We start from the raw sequence: 15,445 nt of genomic DNA, 5'->3' as shown, positions 1-15,445 counted from the left end.
GCAGTGCATTGGCGTTGGTGCTGGTCGCTTCGACCGGCCTTGCCGGTTGCGCCGGGACACCCACCGCGAGTCCAACAGAGTCGAGTGTCCCCACTGCGGCCAAAACATTGGCGGAACCGGTGGAAGCCAAACTCACGTGGCAGGAAGCCAAAGTTCAAGCCCAAGCAACGGAACTGGAGATCGCAGCACTGATCCCCAAAGACCTGGTTGTCTCGATCGATCAGAAGACGAAGGGCGTGCTGCTGTCCTGCAACAAGACCCAGCACAATTGGCATGGCTTCACGACCATCACGATTAGCGAGGGCACCCCTGCCGAGCCGATCGTGAAAAACATCGAGGCCCACTACCGTGCGAATGGACTCAAGGTGTCCATCGATAAGGATGTTGACGAGAAGTATCTTGTCCAAATCGATTCACCCCCGCCCGGTGAGAATTACCTGGTTGGTGAAGGCATCAAGGCCAATGAGATTTGGATTGATTCCGGTTCGCCATGTTTCACGTTGCCGGAAGGTGTGTACCCCGGAGGGAATTTCTAATCTTCATGAACACCCACAACCCCTCCAGCACCGACGGCAACGAGCAAGCCCTCAGGACTTACCTGGATCTGAGGCGCGATAAGGGCGAAAGGGCCGGAATGGTTCGCCGCCAGGCACGACTGCGGCCGCGGCTCCGGTGAGGTTCCCACCTGAGGCCGCGGCCGCCGTCGTACGTTGTTGATCAGTAGTTGTAGCTGCTGGAGGCGCCGATCGCGGCGACCATGACGGCGATGAACACCACCGTGAGCGCCACGCCGATGTAACCCATCACCAAACCCGCGATCGCCATGCCCTTGCCAGCGGGTTCGCGCTTCAGGGCGAGGTGGCCGAGGATCACGGCGGCGATCTGCGGGAGGATGAAGAACCCGAAGCCCACGAAGATCGCAATACCGCAGCACATGCTGGCAATGCTCAGGCCCTTGGGTTGGTTGGGCATGGCATAGTAGGCGGGCTGGCCGTACGGGTTCGACTGGCCGTAGGGGCTTGACTGCCCGAAGGCCTGCTGCTGGTACGGGCTGGGCGGCTGGCCGTAGGGGTTCGGCTGGCTGGGCTGGCTGTAGTCGCCCGGCGTGTAGGAACTGGAAGCAGACGACGACGTCGACGGCGAATAGAAATCGTCCTGGCCCTGGGCGTTCTGGGTGTACGCGCCTTGGTCGTACGGCGGCAGTGGCTGGGTGGCTCCGGCGCCCTGGTCGGACTGCTGCGAAGAACCGTACGACGGCGGTGGCGGTACAGCGCCGCTCTGGCCGGGCGCACTGAATTCTGCCGGCGGGACGTATTGCGGCGGCTCGTAGCCCGCGGGCTTGTCCTCGTTGCCCTTGGATGGCTGGTCTGACATGAGATATCCCCCTGGAATCGGTCTTTGATTCCCACCCTACAACTGCGGGGTGCGCCGCATAAGACATGGCGCCTTGTGGTGTCCGCCTACCTTAAGGGCGGATGAACTTTGCACGGCCAGGAACCCGATTCGGGCCTGCGACGGGCGCCATTCAGCGTCACAGGTGTCTTATCCGGGTCATTTCCTGTCAGCGGGCGTGACGGTCTGGCATGCTGGACGACATGGCTAGCCGAGCGGGCACAGTTGCCCTTCCCCAGGACCTTGTTGACATCACAGCCCTGCTGGACGCGTATTTCGACGTAGCTCCGGACTTGGGTGATCCCGCACAGCGTGTGGCGTTTGGAACGTCCGGACACCGCGGATCGAGCTTGAAAGCGTCCTTCAACGAGGCGCACATTCTTGCCATCACCCAGGCGATCGTCGAATACCGCGGACGGCAGGGCATCACCGGGCCGTTGTTCATCGGCCGTGACACCCACGCCCTGAGCGAGCCGGCGCAGAACTCCGCCCTGGAGGTTCTGGCCGCCAACGGCGTCACCGTCCTGGTGGACGCCCGCCACGGCTACACCCCCACGCCCGCCCTGAGCCACGCGATCCTTAAATACAACCGGGAAGCCGCACCGGGTTCTCCCCAGGCCGATGGAATCGTGGTCACCCCCAGCCACAATCCGCCCGCGGACGGCGGTTTCAAGTACAACCCTCCGCACGGCGGCCCTGCCGACACCGATGCCACCGGGTGGATTGCCAACCGTGCCAACCAACTCCTTGAGAACGACCTCCGCGGCGTGAAGCGCATCCCGTTGAATGATGCCCTCAACGCTGACACCACCGGAAAGTTCGACTTCCTCAGCAGCTACGTCGATGACCTCCCCTCCGTCCTGGACCTCGACGCCATCCGCAACGCTGGTGTGCGGATCGGCGCCGATCCCATGGGCGGTGCCTCCGTGGACTATTGGGGCGAGATCGGCGAGCGCCACCAACTCAACCTCACCGTGGTGAATCCCACGGTGGACCCGCAGTGGGCGTTCATGACCCTCGACTGGGATGAGAAGATCCGCATGGACTGCTCCTCGCCGTCGGCCATGGCTTCCCTGATCCAACGGATGTCCGTCGGCGCGGACGGCAGGGCTGCCTACGATGTCGCTACCGGAAATGACGCCGACGCTGACCGCCACGGCATCGTAACCCCCGATGGTGGGCTGATGAACCCCAACCATTACCTCGCCGTGGCCATCGACTACCTGTACCGCAACCGCAGCGGCTGGAACCCGGAGTCCGTGGTGGGCAAGACCCTGGTTTCCTCCTCGATCATCGACCGGGTTGCCGGTGGACTGGGCCGCAAGCTGGTTGAGGTTCCCGTGGGCTTCAAATGGTTCGTTCCCGGCCTGCTGTCCGGCGAAGGTGCGTTCGGCGGCGAGGAATCGGCCGGTGCTTCCTTCAACAAGCGCGACGGCAGCGTGTGGACCACGGACAAGGATGGCATCCTGCTGGCTCTACTGGCCTCGGAAATCACCGCCGTCACAGGGTCTTCGCCCTCCCAGCTCTACAAGGGACTCACCGACCAGTTCGGCGCCCCCGTGTACGCCCGCATCGACGCCGCCGCCTCGCGTGAGCAGAAGGCAAAGCTGGGCAAGCTCTCCGCTTCCGACGTCACCGCCACCACCCTGGCCGGCGAGGAGATCACCGCCAAGCTCACCGAAGCTCCCGGCAACGGTGCGTCCATCGGCGGCCTGAAGGTGGTTACCGAGAACGCCTGGTTCGCTGCACGGCCTTCCGGTACCGAGGACGTCTACAAGATTTACGCCGAGTCCTTCAAGGGCGCCGACCACCTCAAGCAGGTCCAGGAAGAGGCCAAGGCCCTGGTGGACGGCGTCATCGCCTAGCCTCCGGGGTCATCTTCTCCGGGTCATCACCGTCCGTCGCGTCCTGGCTCCACAGCTTAAGGATGCGGCGGATGGTGTGGTTTCCTTCGGGGGCCATGTCCACCAGCGCTATCTGGTCAAGCACGACGACGTCTCCGGACTTGGGGCGCTTGCCGTTGTGGTGCGAGATGTGCGGCCGATAACGGTCCAGGATGTATTTGGGAGTGGCGATGCGCCCTCCCACGCTGTCGACACCTTCCACGATCTCCTCGTGGAGCCCCTGCAGCAGTGGATTGTGTTTGATCAGGCTTACCGGGATCGACCCCATGTGCCCGAACCCAGCGTCCCCGCCTACCTGCAGCCGGGTTCCCAGCGCACCTTTGACGGGCGCTTCTGCCAGGTCCACGAGGACGTCGACGACGTCGGCACTTCCGTCAGTGCCGACGTCGAACCTTAATAGGGTGATGTGGAGCGGCCAGTCGCTGCGCGGAAAAACCAGCCCTTCTGTCACCGGCTCCGTAAACGCCACCCAGATGAGGTTCCGCATAGGGACAGTCTCCCACCGTCACCCAAAGGTGAGAGAGCGTTCCCCCAAAAGGGCGTTTCCCTAATAGAGGATCCAACGCTCTTGCACCTAAACCCCCAAAATCCCCAACGCTCTCTCACCTAAGCGCCCTTAAACACCAACGCTCTTGCACCTAAGGGCAAGAGCGTTGGCGGTTGGAAGCGTGGATCAGACGGTGCGGACAACGTCCTCGTAAGCGAACTTCGGCTTGGCTTCGCCCCAGGCGTCCGGGCCGGGCTGGCCGATGTTGACGATCAGGAAGCTCTTCTGGTCGCCGTTCGGGAAGAACTCGGCGTCGATGGCTGCGAAGTCGGCGCCGGTCATCGGGCCTGCAGCGAAACCAAGGGAGCGGACGGCGAGGATGAAGTAGCCGGCCTGCAGGTGGGCGTTGTTGTTGCCCGTAGCGGCGGTGAGTTCGGCGTTGTCGTCGTACATGGCCTTGGGGGCGCCGTAGGCCGGGAGGAACTTGTCCCACTGCTCGTGCCAGTCGGTGTCGTAGGACAGGATGGCCACCAGCGGAGCCGAGGCGGTCTTGGCCTGGTTGCCACGGGACAGGTGGTCTACCAGCTTGGCGCGGGCCTCGTCGGAGCGGACGTACGTCACGCGGAGGGGCTGCGAGTTGAAAGCAGTGGGGCCGAACTTGGTGAGCTCGTAGATCGCACGGGCCTGCTCGTCGGTGACCTCACCGGAGAAGCTGTTGGCGGTACGGGCTTCGGCAAAAATGGCGTCGACTGCTGCGGCGTCAATGACTGCTTCTTCATGGGCAATCGTCATGGATAAACCTTTCGCTGTGCCCTCGCCTCAGGGGAATGGCCGGGCTCTTTTGCTTTCCATGGTTGCAACTTCAACTTCGCCTGTCGTCTTCCCGTGACGGCGCGTGACGTTGGGCACACGGGACCTGTGGAGCTGGCGGTGTGAGGCCCGGCTTGCGTGTCAATCCAACGCGAGGCGCGTAGAGCAGGCCCCACAACGGCGGTAATGTTGCACCGAACCCCAACTTTTCTTCTGAGGAAGGCCCGCCATGAGCATGCTCGGCATCAAATGGAAGCTCCACGGCAACGGCAAGACCATCCGCCCCGGCCACGTGGTTGCCCCCGACGAGCGTCTCGCGTGGCCGCTCACCATCGGCGTGGGCATGCAGCACGTCGTGGCCATGTTCGGCGCCACCTTCCTCGTCCCGATCATCACGGGCATGCCCCCGGCCACCACGCTGTTCTTCTCCGGTATCGGCACGTTGCTGTTCCTGGTGATCACCAAGGGCCGCGTGCCCAGCTACCTCGGTTCGAGCTTCGCGTTCATCGCCCCGATCATGGCGTCCCAAGAGCAGCACGGCGTTGCCGGCGCCCTGGGCGGCGTGGTGCTTGCCGGCGTCGTACTGGCGCTCATTGGCGCGGTCGTGCAGAAGTTCGGCGCCGAATGGATCAACCGGCTCATGCCTCCGATCGTCACCGGCGCGATTGTCGCGCTGATCGGACTTAACCTCGCACCTGCGGCCAAGAATAATTTCGACGCCGCTCCCGTCACCGCACTCGTAACGCTGGTAACGATCATCCTGGTTTCCGTCTTGTTCCGCGGAATCCTGGGGCGCCTAAGCATCCTGGTGGGCGTAGTGGTGGGTTACCTCGTTGCCATGATGCGCGGCGAGGTCTCCTACGAGAAGATGGACGCCGCAGCCTGGGTTGGCCTGCCCACCTTCCAGACGCCCGAGTTCCACATCGGCGTGGTCGGCCTGTTTGTTCCCGTGGTGCTGGTGCTCGTCGCTGAAAACGTGGGGCATGTGAAGTCGGTGGCCGCAATGACCGGTCAAAACCTCGACGGCGTCTCCGGACGCGCGCTGATGGCCGACGGTGCCGCGACGGTACTTGCCGGGTTTGGTGGCGGTTCCGGGACGACAACCTACGCGGAAAATATCGGCGTCATGGCCGCCACCAAGGTCTACTCGACGGCGGCCTACTGGGTGGCGGGTGTCTTCGCCATCCTGTTGAGCTTCTCGCCCAAGTTCGGCGAACTGATCGCGACCGTCCCGGCCGGCGTCCTTGGCGGTGCCGCGACGATGCTTTACGGCATGATCGGCGTCCTCGGTGTAAAGATCTGGGTGCAGAACAAGGTCAACTTCTCCAACCCGATCAACCTGACCACGGCTGCGGTGGCTTTGATCATTGGCATCGCGGACTACACCTGGACCATCGGCGACCTGAAGTTCACAGGCATCGCACTTGGGTCCGCAGCTGCACTGGTGATCTACCACGGCATGAAGGGCCTGGCCCGCTGGCGCGGCACGGTCGCTGAGCCTGAGACCGAGACGGCGGGACTGCCGCCTGCCGTGAAGTCGGCGATGAACGCTGCGGCGAAGCGGAGCGGGAAGAAGAAGTAGGCCTACGCCTTCTTCGCGTCCGCAGCCGCGAGGCCCGCCCGGATCTTCTCTTGGTCCACCGGATCCCACGGGCCCGAGCTTGCCAGGGGTATCTCCGTGATGAAGCGCCGTTCTTCCGGCGGAATCCGCGCCGCCACGATCTCCGGGCTGACCGCCGCTGTCGCGTAGAGATTGGGACCGTCGGCGTAGAACGGGTCCGTTAGAACCAAATTGCCCGACGCGGCGCGCATGATGTTGCTCGGGTTGTCGTCCAAAGGCCCGCACCACGGCAGCTCCTTCTGCGCCCGTTCGTGGACGTCGTGCAGGATACGGCTCAGATCCGCCAAGTCGTTACTGCCAGAACGAAGTTGCTGCCAGAATCCAGCCGCTTCCTCATAGGTCACTGGGTTGAGCCATTCCATCAGCTGAAGGTCGCCGCCGCCGTCCAGGCGGTGATGGGCCAGCAGCTCAGGGACGCGCCCAGTGGCCGTTGCCTCGCGGTAGAACGCAACCGTAAACGGTCCCACAGGATCGAACGGACTGATCCGCGCCGCAAGTTTGCCGTCGGGAGAACGAAGCGCAATCGCCCAATCACCGGCGCCGCAGGAAACCCAACCCAGTCCACGTAGGTACAGCTCTGCGTCCGCGTGAGTCGCTCGACTACCGAGCGGGTTCAACACTGAATCCAAAACATCTTCCGAGGCCATGCTCAAGACTAAGTGCCCGACGGCGACGGGTCACCACAGCGCCGCGGCGCCGGTGGCGGGGGACCGCCGTCGAGCAAGCTTGCTGGCAGTCCGCACTCCGCGCCACCCAAGACCTCACACAAAGAAATAGTCAGCTTGCTTACTAACTCCATTTTCCCTAGGCTGGATCAGGTCAAAGAAACAACTCTCGCAGCAGCGGAATACGCCCACAGGCCAACGCCGCACCACGGAGGAGGAACAATGTCAGAACACAGCATTACAGGTAAGAAGGTCGCCTTCCTGCTGACGGACGGCGTGGAGCAGGTGGAGTTGACCAGCCCATGGCAGGCCGTCAAGGATGCGGGCGGCGAACCCACCCTCATCGCTCCCGAAAAAGGCAAGCTCCAGGGCTTCAACGGCGTGGACAAGGGTGACACCTTCGACGTCGACCTCGCAGTAGCCGACGCGAACGCCTCGGACTTCGACGCACTGGTACTCCCGGGCGGTGTGGTGAACGCAGACCACCTCCGCGTCGACAAGGACGCCCAGGACTTCACCCGCGCTTTCTTCGAGCAGCACAAGCCCGTAGCCTCAATTTGCCACGGACCATGGATCCTGATCGAGGCCGGCGTCATCAAGGGCCGCAACGTCACTTCCTACCACACCCTCCAAACGGACCTCCGGAACGCCGGAGCCAACTGGAGCGACCAGGAAGTCGTTGTTGACCAGGGTCTGGTCACCAGCCGCAACCCGGACGACCTCCCGGCCTTCAACAGCAAGGTCGTCGAGGAAATCGCCGAAGGGCAGCACGCAGGCCAGACCGCCTAGCGGCCGCCGCGAGCCAGCACTAAAAGGCGGGTGCCGCCGTCGTACTTTCACAAGAAGTACGACGGCGGCACTCGCCTCCCTCACGCACCGAACCACCCGCACCCACAGCAAAAGACAACACCAGCACCTCGTCGTAATGTTGCGCAGATCACATTCGATGCTTACGCTGGGGAGGCTGCAGCGTGGCAGCACACCGATGAAAGGCAACAAATTGACCAGCGACAAGCTCTCCGTAGTGGTTCGCGTCGACGTTGACGGCGAACAGATCCAGATTGCAGCAACCGGTCGTGTCACAACCTCGAGCCTTCAGGGGCTCTACCCCGTAGTCCAGCGCACCAAAAGCCTCGGCAGCGGACTCGACGTGGAGATGGACCTTTCAGAGGCCACAGTGGACGCCGACGCCATGGACGAGCTGCAGATTTACTCGGAGCTTTACGAAGTGCCCGTCCGCCTTGCGGCTGAGGCCGCCAATGTCACTGCATTGCCGACGCGGGCAGCGCGCCTGGCGACGGCAGCCGCCTAGGGCCTGGTCGGCTCCAGCACAGGCCCTGCGAGCAACCCGCCACGACCGGCTCGTTACGCGATACCGAGGAAGACCAGCAGCGCCTCCCGCCCTGAACCAGGACGGGAGGCGCTGTTCTGCTGCTAGTGGCTGCCGGTAATGTCCTGCCACGGGAGTTTGTGCGCATTGCACAGGAGCTTCGGGGATTCGCCCATGGCAGCAAGTTCATCCTTGAACCCCTGCTTGACCGCCTGTCCATACGATTGCACGCGTCCACCCTCGGGGTACGCAGCGTCAGGATCGTCGTTCAGGCCAGAGTAGGAACAGATGGAGTTCGAGTTTTCCGGACCACGTTCCGACTGCCCGGCGGCGAAGGCCGGTGTGGCCGAGAACGCCGTCAACGCACCAACACAGAGTGCAGCGGAGAGAATTTTGATTCGCATTGCTTTACCTCGCTTCGTTAGACATGGCGCGCGCTCCCCAGCCGGCCCGACGCAGGTTGGACCAAGATAACGCAACTTGCGGTTGAATATAAGACCCCTCACCAAGCCTGCACTGCCGTCCAAAAATGCCGTCGACAGCAGCCCTCACAATCAGCAGACCTTGCCCCGAAATACTAAGCATGCTTATGGTAAGTGGACCGGCAGTCACCCAACGGAAGTACCCCAGGGGGCACCCATGACCATGACCCAAGTCGCCGACGGTGTGCATCGATTCTCGGATGCCTACGTCAACTTCTATTTGGTGGAAGGCCGCGAAGGACTGACCCTGGTGGACTCCGGCCTGCCGGCGATGTGGACTCCGCTGGAGCGCGCACTCCAAGGGGAGGGATTTGAACTCGGGGACATCAGGGCGCTCGTGCTGACCCACGCGCACTTCGACCATCTGGGCCTGGCCCACCGCCTCCACCAGGAACTGAGAATTCCGGTGTGGGTCCACAGGGAAGACTCGTACATCGCCAGGCATCCCTACCGGTACCGGCACGAAAGGTCCCGTCTCGTTTTCGCCCTGACCCACCCCAAGGGCCTTCCGGTGTTGACCAGCATGGCAAAAGCAGGTGCCTTCAAGGTCCAGGGCCTGGAGGACGTCAGGCATTTTCCCGGCACCGGCGCACTCCCGGTTCCGGGCAGCCCGGAGATCGTGTTCTCACCCGGGCATACCAGCGGCCACTGCGCCCTGTTCCTCCGCGAACGCGGCATCCTGTTCAGTGGGGACGCCCTGGTCACCCTGGATCCCTACACGCAGCGGAAAGGCCCGCGGATCGTGGCCGGGGCGGCCACAGCGGACAGCGTCTTGAACCTCGCCTCGCTGAAGCAGCTCGCCGCTACCAAGGCACAGCTTGTCCTGCCCGGACACGGCGAACCTTGGGAGGCCGGCATCGAATCCGCGGTTTCCATCGCCCGCGCAAACGGTCCGGCCTAGGCCCAGCAGGTGCTACTTCTTCCCCGCCTTCAGGTCCGACACGACCTTGGCGATCCGCCGGGCCCGCGTCTCCTCCGACTTGGCATCGCCAATCGGCTCGACATAGCGCCGCTGCGCGCTGTAGTTGAGGGTTGCATAGAACGCCTTCGCGTCCGGTTCGGCGTCGAGGGCTGCGGCAAGGTCGCCGGGAACCTCGACGACGCGTGGCCGGGTATCGACTTCGAGGTCAACTTCCAGTGTGTCCCCGGCAGAAACGCCGGTCAGTTCCCGGTTGGCCGCACTGACTCCCACCATGTACTTGCCGCCCATGACAGCGATACTGCTGCGATAACTCTTGCCGTTCATGGTCACCACCACCGGGGGCCGCTTGCCCGCACCCAGCCCAGTGACCACATCTTCGGGAACCTCAATGCCGGCCTTGTTGCCCTCGCCCTGAATTGTGGTGGTGAATTTCATGAGCCAAGTATGCAGGGCGGACCGGCACCAGCGGCACCATGGACGCACCCGTGACGCAGGACTACGGTCAGTATCAACGCCCACAACCCAAGGAGAAGGCCATGGACAACCAGGACATCCTCGAACGCATCCAGTCGCTTGTCGAGGAGGAGCACCGGCTCCGTGACGCCGACACCAGCACTGAGGCCGGCGACGACAACACGGCACGGCTCGCCCAACTGGAGGCCCAGCTGGACCAGTGCTGGGACCTGCTGCGCCAGCGCCGCGCCAAGAGGGACGCCGGCGCCAATCCCGACGAGGCCGAAGCCCGCCCCGTCAGCGAAGTGGAGGGCTACCGCCAGTAAAGGCTACGCCCCTTCAAGCACCTGGCTGGTGGCCCAGGCAACATACTTTCCGGCGTTGGCCACGGCGTCGGCCACATCAGGGACGCCGTCCTTGCGCTGGGCAACGTCCAGCAACTGGGCTGCGGCCACGATGCCGTGCTTGGCCAAATCCTCCGGGGTGACCGTGATGCGGCCGGCGACAGCCACCACGGGAATGCCGTGAACGCTGGCGGCATCGGCGAGCGCGATGGGCGCCTTGCCGGTGAGCGACTGCTCATCCATGGAGCCCTCGCCCGTGATCACGAGATCGGCCTCACCCAGGTGCCTGGCCAGTCCGGTCAGCCCTGCCACCAAGGCAAAGCCGCCTTCCAGTGCCGAATCCGTGTAAGCAAGGAACGACGCCGGGAACCCGCCTGCCGCTCCGGCTCCCGGGACGTTGACGTCACGGCCCGTGGCTTCCCGAAGGAGCGAGGCCCAGTTGCGGAGACCGGCGTCGAGCTTCTCAACCGCGTCACCATCTGCCCCCTTCTGGGGACCGAAGACATGCGCCGCGCCTTCCGGCCCGTACAGCGGGTTTTGGACATCGACGGCGATCCGGAACTTCACGCTGGACAGTCGCGGATCCAGCCCTGAGGCATCCACGGAAACGACGTCGGCCAGGGCACCTCCGCCGAGGGGAACCACATTCCCGGCAGCATCCAGGGGCCTGAGCCCCAGTGCACGCAAGGCACCGCTGCCGCCGTCGGTCATCGCCGAACCGCCCAGCCCGAGCACGATCTCGGTGGCGCCGGCGTCCAGAGCGGCGGCAATCAGCTGCCCGCAGCCGTAGCTGTGTGCCCGGAGGCTGTTCTCCGGCGTCGGCTCCATGAAGGCGAGGCCGGATGCCTGGGCTGTCTCAATGACGGCAGTTCCTCCACCAAACGCGTCCTTGCGGATGGCCCATGAGGCACCGACGGGCTTGACGATCGGACCCACAACGGCGTTGTTGTGTTCCTCGTAGCCCGCGGCGATCGCCGCATCGAGGGTTCCTTCGCCGCCGTCGGCGACGGGAAACTGGGTGGTCACGGCGTCCGGATAAACACGGAGGGCGCCCTCGGCCATGGCTGACGCGGCTTCGGCGGCGGTCAGTGATCCCTTGAACTTGTCAGGGGCAATGAGAATACGCATGGTCTACATCTTGCCAGCAATTCTCTGGAAAGCGCTTGCCGCCTGCGTAATGTCCGCGTTGTGGGATGTCGTGGGCGACCCGCCAGGGAGGTGCTCAGCCGTTCAAGACCCGGACCGGAGCACCGGACAACCAGGCCTTCACGTCCTCGAACGCTCCGCCATAGAACTGCCGGTAACTTTCGTGGGTTACATAGCCCACGTGCGGCGACAGCACGGTCCGTGGCGCGTGCACCAGGGCGTGACCGGACGGGAGCGGCTCCTCATCGAAAACGTCCAGGGCCGCTCCGCGGATCCATCCCTCTTCCAACGCCCGGATCAATGCCGCCTCGTCCACCAGGGGGCCGCGCGCCGTGTTAACCAGCAAGCCCTCCGGCCCCAGCAGCTGCAGTTCCGCGGCACCAACGATCCCTTCCGTCCGCTCAGACAAGCGCAGATGCAGGGTGACAATGTCCGACTCTCTGAACAGCTCCTCCTTGCTGACCTTCCGGGCACCCGAAGCAGCAGCAGCTTCCTCCGTCAGGTTCTGGCTCCACGCCAGGACGTCCATCCCGAAAGCCCTGGCGTACCCGGCAATACGCTTGCCGATCTTGCCGAGGCCCACCACCCCGAGCGTCTTGCCCGCCAGTTCAAATCCGACGCCGGTCTGCCACCCGCCTGCCCGCAGCGAGTTCTCTTCCACCGTCAGGTTCCTCGCGAACGCCAGCAGGAGCGCCCAGGTCAGCTCGGGGGCCGCAGCAGGGGAACCCGCAGTTCCGGCCACCACGATGCCGCGCTCGGTGGCGGCCGCAAGGTCAATCGAGGCGTTCGCCATTCCGGTGGTGACCAGGAGCTGCAGGTTGGGCAATGCTTCCAGGACGTGGCGGGGAAAGCGCGTACGTTCACGCATGGCGACGACGATATCGAACGGCTCCAGCGCTGCCACCGCCTGCTCTTCGGAGACAAAAGGCGCGCTGAAGACCGTGACCTTCACGCCGTCGTCGAGCAGTTCCTCCCACGGCGCGTAATCGCCGGAGACCTGCTGGTAATCATCAAGGATGGCCAAACGGTACTGGGTCATGGACGCTCTCCTCGCGGCGACGATTGGTACACACACCATCTCACGGCAGCAAACCCTCGCGTCATCAACGGAAAGATTCTAACGTTGTAAAGATGAACCAATCCCGTTCCGAAGGAGTTATCTTGACCGAGCCCAAGACGAACCAGTCCCTTCCCAAGCCCGAACATCCGCGGCCGCAACTTTTCCGGGAGAACTGGCTCAACCTCAACGGCACCTGGGGTTTTGAGATCGACGCCGGGGACTCCGGCTTGGAACGGGGACTCCGGACGCGTGGGCTCACAGGAGAAATCCTTGTTCCCTTCGCCCCCGAATCCGTGCTGTCAGGCGTGGAGCACGTCGACTTCATGGAAGCAGTCTGGTACCGGCGGACAGTCACTGTTCCCCAGGAGTGGTCGGGACTGAAACCACTCCTGCATTTCGGCGCGGTGGACCACGACGCCACAGTCTGGGTCAACGGTGTTGAGGTTGCCCGGCACCGCGGCGGCTTCACGCCGTTCACCGCCGACCTCAGCGATGCCGTGGAGCCCGGCGCCGAAGCCGTCATCGTGGTGCGTGCCCGCGACTCCCGGCACGAAATGCAGGCGCGCGGCAAGCAAGCCACCTGGTACAACAACACGCACTGCCAGTACACCCGCACCACAGGAATCTGGCAGACGGTCTGGCTCGAGGCAGTGCCGGAGGTCCACATCAAGCGACTTCGGATGACGCCCAACCTGGCAGATTCCAGCCTGACCATCGAGATTCCGCTGTCGCAGAACCGCGCTGGTTACACAGTGACCGCCACCCTCAGCAGCAACGGCACAGAGGTGGCAGTGGCCCAGGCGCGGGCAGACCTTGACCTTTCCCCTTCCCTGCGGCTCGGCATCCCTGGGGATTCCCTGCGTCCCTGGTCACCCGAGGATCCGTTCCTTTACGACCTCGAGCTCCGCATCAGCGACCCGGACGGCCGTGTGGTGGACCAGGTCAGCAGCTACGCCGCTGTCCGCTCCGTAGCCTTGGATGGCAAGGTGGTGCGCATTAATGGGAAGGCGGTCTTCCAGCGGCTGGTCCTGGACCAGGGGTACTGGCCGGAGTCGCTGATGACCTCCCCGGACGACGCCGCCCTGGTCAAGGACATCGAGTTGTCCATGCAGGCCGGCTTCAACGGTGCCCGGCTGCACCAGAAGGTCTTCGAAGAGCGCTTCCTCTACCATGCAGACCGTCTCGGCTACCTCGTGTGGGGTGAGTTCGGGGACTGGGGTGTCTCCGGCGGCGGCACTGTCGGCCACAACCAGAAGCCCACCGCCAGCTTCGTGGCGCAATGGCTGGAGGTCCTCCAGCGCGACTACAACCACCCCAGCATCATCGGCTGGTGCCCGCTCAACGAGACCCACCAGCACCTCCACGATCGGATCACCGTCCTGGACGATGTCACCCAGGCCATGTTCCTGGCCACCAAGCTCGCCGACCCCACGCGTCCCGTGATCGACGCTTCCGGCTACTCGCACAGGGTCCGGGAAACCGACATCTACGACTCCCACTCCTACGAGCAGGACCCGGTCAAGTTCAAGCTGCAGCAGGAAGGCCTCGCCGAAGGCAAACCCTTCCTCAACCGCGGACACGACGCCGTGGACTACTCCGTCCCCTACAACGGCCAGCCCTTCTTCGTCTCGGAGTTCGGCGGGATCTGGTGGAACGAGGCGGAAGCAAGGCAGGCCGCGGAAGCCGCGGGCACCGACGTCGAGAGCTCTTGGGGATACGGCCAGCGGGTGGCCAGCGAGGAAGAGTTCTACGAGCGGTTCGAAGGCCTCTGCAACGTTCTGCTGGATAACCCGGACATGTTTGGCTACTGCTACACGCAGCTGACGGACGTCTTCCAGGAGAAGAACGGCATCTACAACTTCGACCGGACCTCCAAGCTGGACCTTGCCAGGATCAGGGCTATCCAGGAGCGCCAGGCTGCGATCGAACGCGGCTAAGCTGCCAGCCGCTTACGCGCAGATGCCCGACGGCGGTACGCACCGCCGTCGGGCATTATGCCTTAGCGCACGCTAAGTTCCCGCAGGTACTTCCGGTCCTGTTGGCCAGCGCAGCAAGGCTGCCACGTTGACGCCATCAGGAAGCGCGCCTGAGGGAACCAGCTGAACCCGGGCATCGGTCAGCACGTCGGCGTTCTCGAGACCATCCACCGTGCCAGTGCTCGCGTCGACGTAGGCAACGCACCACGGTCCGGGCTCCCGATAGAGGCCGGAGTACTTGGATAAGTTGTCAGTCATCCAGCCCACCCCCGGCTTCGCCCTTGCCGGCTCCAGGGTTCAGCGCGTTCTGGACTTCCTGGGGGTCTGTCTCGTCCGGGAAGGGTTCGGTCTCACGGCCTTCCTCGACGTGGGCGGGCTTGGTTCCCCGCACGATTCCCTCCGCCTCATGCTTCATCTGGTCGTCCAGTTCCGAGCCGTGCTTGGTGTTTCCTCGTTCAGCCACGACGCTCCTCCTTTTCACTTAGATGTTCCTCATATCGATTCGCGATCAGCGATTGACGAGCTTGAAGAAGGTGCTGTCCTCGCCGCTCGCCTTCTTTGCCTGGTAGAGGAAGGCGAGTTTGCTCTCATCGAACTTCTCGAACCATTCGTCCCAGCTGATGTGCTCCAGGCTGTCTTCACCCGCACCGCCGGGGAAGTCGATGCGCAGGATGCCTGGATCATTTTTGTCGCCGGTTTTCTTGACGCTTGCCGGCTTGCCGTCGTTGCTTTCAACCCACTTGCGGATCTCGTCGTGGTCCGTGGTGGTGTGTGATTCCGAAGCCAAGGCGTGTTCCTTCCCTTCCCGATCGCCGGACACAGGTGCGGACACTGCTGCCGGCGAAGAATTATC

19 protein-coding genes are annotated in these 15,445 nt (G+C 63.7%); 8 read left to right on the top strand and 11 right to left on the bottom strand.

The genetic code is table 11. The features are described from left to right. The first annotated feature begins 8 nt into the window (after nt 1-8). The gene (locus tag ACPFL9_RS00465) at nt 9-536 is read left to right on the top strand and encodes a hypothetical protein (protein WP_426005117.1); all 528 of its coding nucleotides are present in this window, start codon (nt 9-11) and stop codon (nt 534-536) included. Nucleotides 537-717: 181 nt separating this feature from the next. Here the strand turns inward: ACPFL9_RS00465 and ACPFL9_RS00460 are convergent, their stop codons facing one another. Further along, entirely contained in the window at nt 718-1,374 is a 657-nt protein-coding gene (locus ACPFL9_RS00460) for a DUF4190 domain-containing protein (RefSeq protein ID WP_426005116.1), read from the bottom strand. Between the two features lie 221 nt (nt 1,375-1,595). Between ACPFL9_RS00460 and pgm the strand changes: the two genes are divergently transcribed. Continuing rightward, nucleotides 1,596-3,257 (top strand): phosphoglucomutase (alpha-D-glucose-1,6-bisphosphate-dependent), encoded by a 1,662-nt coding sequence (gene pgm, locus ACPFL9_RS00455; protein WP_426005114.1) that lies wholly within the window; start codon nt 1,596-1,598, stop codon nt 3,255-3,257. On the opposite strand, the gene ACPFL9_RS00450 is transcribed toward pgm, so the two are convergent. Both ACPFL9_RS00450 and ACPFL9_RS00445 read right to left on the bottom strand, forming a co-directional pair. Then, nucleotides 3,247-3,783 (bottom strand): 2'-5' RNA ligase family protein, encoded by a 537-nt coding sequence (locus tag ACPFL9_RS00450; RefSeq protein ID WP_426005112.1) that lies wholly within the window; start codon nt 3,781-3,783, stop codon nt 3,247-3,249. The genes pgm and ACPFL9_RS00450 overlap by 11 nt on opposite strands. A gap of 186 nt (nt 3,784-3,969) precedes the next feature. Beyond that, nucleotides 3,970-4,575 carry a malonic semialdehyde reductase gene (locus ACPFL9_RS00445; RefSeq protein WP_426005110.1) on the bottom strand — a complete coding sequence of 202 codons (606 nt, stop codon included), beginning with the start codon at nt 4,573-4,575 and terminating at the stop codon, nt 3,970-3,972. 247 nt (nt 4,576-4,822) lie between these two features. On the opposite strand from ACPFL9_RS00445, the gene ACPFL9_RS00440 reads away from it, so the two are divergent. After that, nucleotides 4,823-6,175, top strand: coding sequence for a uracil-xanthine permease family protein (locus tag ACPFL9_RS00440; RefSeq protein WP_426005108.1), 1,353 nt, complete (start codon nt 4,823-4,825; stop codon nt 6,173-6,175). A gap of 2 nt (nt 6,176-6,177) precedes the next feature. Here the strand turns inward: ACPFL9_RS00440 and ACPFL9_RS00435 are convergent, their stop codons facing one another. After that, the gene (locus ACPFL9_RS00435) at nt 6,178-6,861 is read right to left on the bottom strand and encodes a hypothetical protein (protein ID WP_426005106.1); all 684 of its coding nucleotides are present in this window, start codon (nt 6,859-6,861) and stop codon (nt 6,178-6,180) included. Nucleotides 6,862-7,101: 240 nt separating this feature from the next. Here ACPFL9_RS00435 and ACPFL9_RS00430 point away from each other — a divergent pair, with 240 nt between their 5' ends. Both ACPFL9_RS00430 and ACPFL9_RS00425 read left to right on the top strand, forming a co-directional pair. Further along, nucleotides 7,102-7,668 carry a type 1 glutamine amidotransferase domain-containing protein gene (locus ACPFL9_RS00430; protein WP_426005105.1) on the top strand — a complete coding sequence of 189 codons (567 nt, stop codon included), beginning with the start codon at nt 7,102-7,104 and terminating at the stop codon, nt 7,666-7,668. Nucleotides 7,669-7,879: 211 nt separating this feature from the next. Then, nucleotides 7,880-8,191 (top strand): hypothetical protein, encoded by a 312-nt coding sequence (locus ACPFL9_RS00425; protein WP_426005104.1) that lies wholly within the window; start codon nt 7,880-7,882, stop codon nt 8,189-8,191. A 122-nt stretch (nt 8,192-8,313) separates the two neighbouring features. Here ACPFL9_RS00425 and ACPFL9_RS00420 read toward each other — a convergent pair whose 3' ends face one another. Continuing rightward, complete coding sequence (locus tag ACPFL9_RS00420) at nt 8,314-8,613, bottom strand: hypothetical protein (RefSeq protein WP_426005103.1); 300 nt, start codon at nt 8,611-8,613, stop codon at nt 8,314-8,316. 235 nt (nt 8,614-8,848) lie between these two features. Here ACPFL9_RS00420 and ACPFL9_RS00415 point away from each other — a divergent pair, with 235 nt between their 5' ends. After that, nucleotides 8,849-9,592 (top strand): MBL fold metallo-hydrolase, encoded by a 744-nt coding sequence (locus ACPFL9_RS00415; protein WP_426005102.1) that lies wholly within the window; start codon nt 8,849-8,851, stop codon nt 9,590-9,592. 12 nt (nt 9,593-9,604) lie between these two features. On the opposite strand, the gene ACPFL9_RS00410 is transcribed toward ACPFL9_RS00415, so the two are convergent. Further along, nucleotides 9,605-10,048 carry a YdeI/OmpD-associated family protein gene (locus ACPFL9_RS00410; RefSeq protein WP_426005100.1) on the bottom strand — a complete coding sequence of 148 codons (444 nt, stop codon included), beginning with the start codon at nt 10,046-10,048 and terminating at the stop codon, nt 9,605-9,607. Nucleotides 10,049-10,149: 101 nt separating this feature from the next. On the opposite strand from ACPFL9_RS00410, the gene ACPFL9_RS00405 reads away from it, so the two are divergent. Then, entirely contained in the window at nt 10,150-10,392 is a 243-nt protein-coding gene (locus tag ACPFL9_RS00405; protein ID WP_426005099.1) for a DUF2630 family protein, read from the top strand. 3 nt (nt 10,393-10,395) lie between these two features. Here the strand turns inward: ACPFL9_RS00405 and ACPFL9_RS00400 are convergent, their stop codons facing one another. Further along, nucleotides 10,396-11,538 carry a glycerate kinase gene (locus ACPFL9_RS00400; protein ID WP_426005098.1) on the bottom strand — a complete coding sequence of 381 codons (1,143 nt, stop codon included), beginning with the start codon at nt 11,536-11,538 and terminating at the stop codon, nt 10,396-10,398. A 94-nt stretch (nt 11,539-11,632) separates the two neighbouring features. After that, nucleotides 11,633-12,595 carry a D-2-hydroxyacid dehydrogenase family protein gene (locus ACPFL9_RS00395; protein ID WP_426005097.1) on the bottom strand — a complete coding sequence of 321 codons (963 nt, stop codon included), beginning with the start codon at nt 12,593-12,595 and terminating at the stop codon, nt 11,633-11,635. Nucleotides 12,596-12,687: 92 nt separating this feature from the next. Here ACPFL9_RS00395 and ACPFL9_RS00390 point away from each other — a divergent pair, with 92 nt between their 5' ends. After that, nucleotides 12,688-14,553 (top strand): glycoside hydrolase family 2 protein, encoded by a 1,866-nt coding sequence (locus tag ACPFL9_RS00390; RefSeq protein WP_426005096.1) that lies wholly within the window; start codon nt 12,688-12,690, stop codon nt 14,551-14,553. A gap of 72 nt (nt 14,554-14,625) precedes the next feature. On the opposite strand, the gene ACPFL9_RS00385 is transcribed toward ACPFL9_RS00390, so the two are convergent. From ACPFL9_RS00385 to ACPFL9_RS00375, 3 genes are read right to left on the bottom strand one after another with little or no spacing between them, the layout of a single operon-like run. Continuing rightward, on the bottom strand, nt 14,626-14,850 hold the full coding sequence (locus ACPFL9_RS00385; RefSeq protein WP_426005095.1) for a hypothetical protein: 225 nt from the start codon (nt 14,848-14,850) through the stop codon (nt 14,626-14,628). Next, complete coding sequence (locus ACPFL9_RS00380) at nt 14,843-15,055, bottom strand: hypothetical protein (RefSeq protein WP_426005093.1); 213 nt, start codon at nt 15,053-15,055, stop codon at nt 14,843-14,845. Before ACPFL9_RS00380 ends, ACPFL9_RS00385 begins: the two co-directional genes overlap by 8 nt. A gap of 45 nt (nt 15,056-15,100) precedes the next feature. After that, complete coding sequence (locus ACPFL9_RS00375) at nt 15,101-15,379, bottom strand: hypothetical protein (RefSeq protein WP_426005092.1); 279 nt, start codon at nt 15,377-15,379, stop codon at nt 15,101-15,103. Nucleotides 15,380-15,445 lie beyond the last annotated feature (66 nt).

Source organism: Paenarthrobacter sp. NyZ202, assembly GCF_049860755.1.
Lineage (GTDB): Bacteria > Actinomycetota > Actinomycetes > Actinomycetales > Micrococcaceae > Arthrobacter.
Note: the sequence above shows the minus strand (reverse complement) of the source record. Positions and strands in the feature narration are given on the sequence as shown.

Coding starts and splice junctions, on each gene's coding strand:
- ACPFL9_RS00410 (WP_426005100.1), bottom strand. CDS start 10,048: ATGAAATTCACCACCACAATTCAGGGCGAGGGCAACAAGGCCGGCATT.
- ACPFL9_RS00440 (WP_426005108.1), top strand. CDS start 4,823: ATGAGCATGCTCGGCATCAAATGGAAGCTCCACGGCAACGGCAAGACC.
- ACPFL9_RS00415 (WP_426005102.1), top strand. CDS start 8,849: ATGACCATGACCCAAGTCGCCGACGGTGTGCATCGATTCTCGGATGCC.
- ACPFL9_RS00460 (WP_426005116.1), bottom strand. CDS start 1,374: ATGTCAGACCAGCCATCCAAGGGCAACGAGGACAAGCCCGCGGGCTAC.
- ACPFL9_RS00435 (WP_426005106.1), bottom strand. CDS start 6,861: ATGGCCTCGGAAGATGTTTTGGATTCAGTGTTGAACCCGCTCGGTAGT.
- ACPFL9_RS00420 (WP_426005103.1), bottom strand. CDS start 8,613: ATGCGAATCAAAATTCTCTCCGCTGCACTCTGTGTTGGTGCGTTGACG.
- ACPFL9_RS00395 (WP_426005097.1), bottom strand. CDS start 12,595: ATGACCCAGTACCGTTTGGCCATCCTTGATGATTACCAGCAGGTCTCC.
- ACPFL9_RS00445 (WP_426005110.1), bottom strand. CDS start 4,575: ATGACGATTGCCCATGAAGAAGCAGTCATTGACGCCGCAGCAGTCGAC.
- ACPFL9_RS00450 (WP_426005112.1), bottom strand. CDS start 3,783: ATGCGGAACCTCATCTGGGTGGCGTTTACGGAGCCGGTGACAGAAGGG.
- ACPFL9_RS00390 (WP_426005096.1), top strand. CDS start 12,688: ATGAACCAATCCCGTTCCGAAGGAGTTATCTTGACCGAGCCCAAGACG.
- ACPFL9_RS00400 (WP_426005098.1), bottom strand. CDS start 11,538: ATGCGTATTCTCATTGCCCCTGACAAGTTCAAGGGATCACTGACCGCC.
- pgm (WP_426005114.1), top strand. CDS start 1,596: ATGGCTAGCCGAGCGGGCACAGTTGCCCTTCCCCAGGACCTTGTTGAC.
- ACPFL9_RS00430 (WP_426005105.1), top strand. CDS start 7,102: ATGTCAGAACACAGCATTACAGGTAAGAAGGTCGCCTTCCTGCTGACG.
- ACPFL9_RS00385 (WP_426005095.1), bottom strand. CDS start 14,850: ATGACTGACAACTTATCCAAGTACTCCGGCCTCTATCGGGAGCCCGGA.
- ACPFL9_RS00405 (WP_426005099.1), top strand. CDS start 10,150: ATGGACAACCAGGACATCCTCGAACGCATCCAGTCGCTTGTCGAGGAG.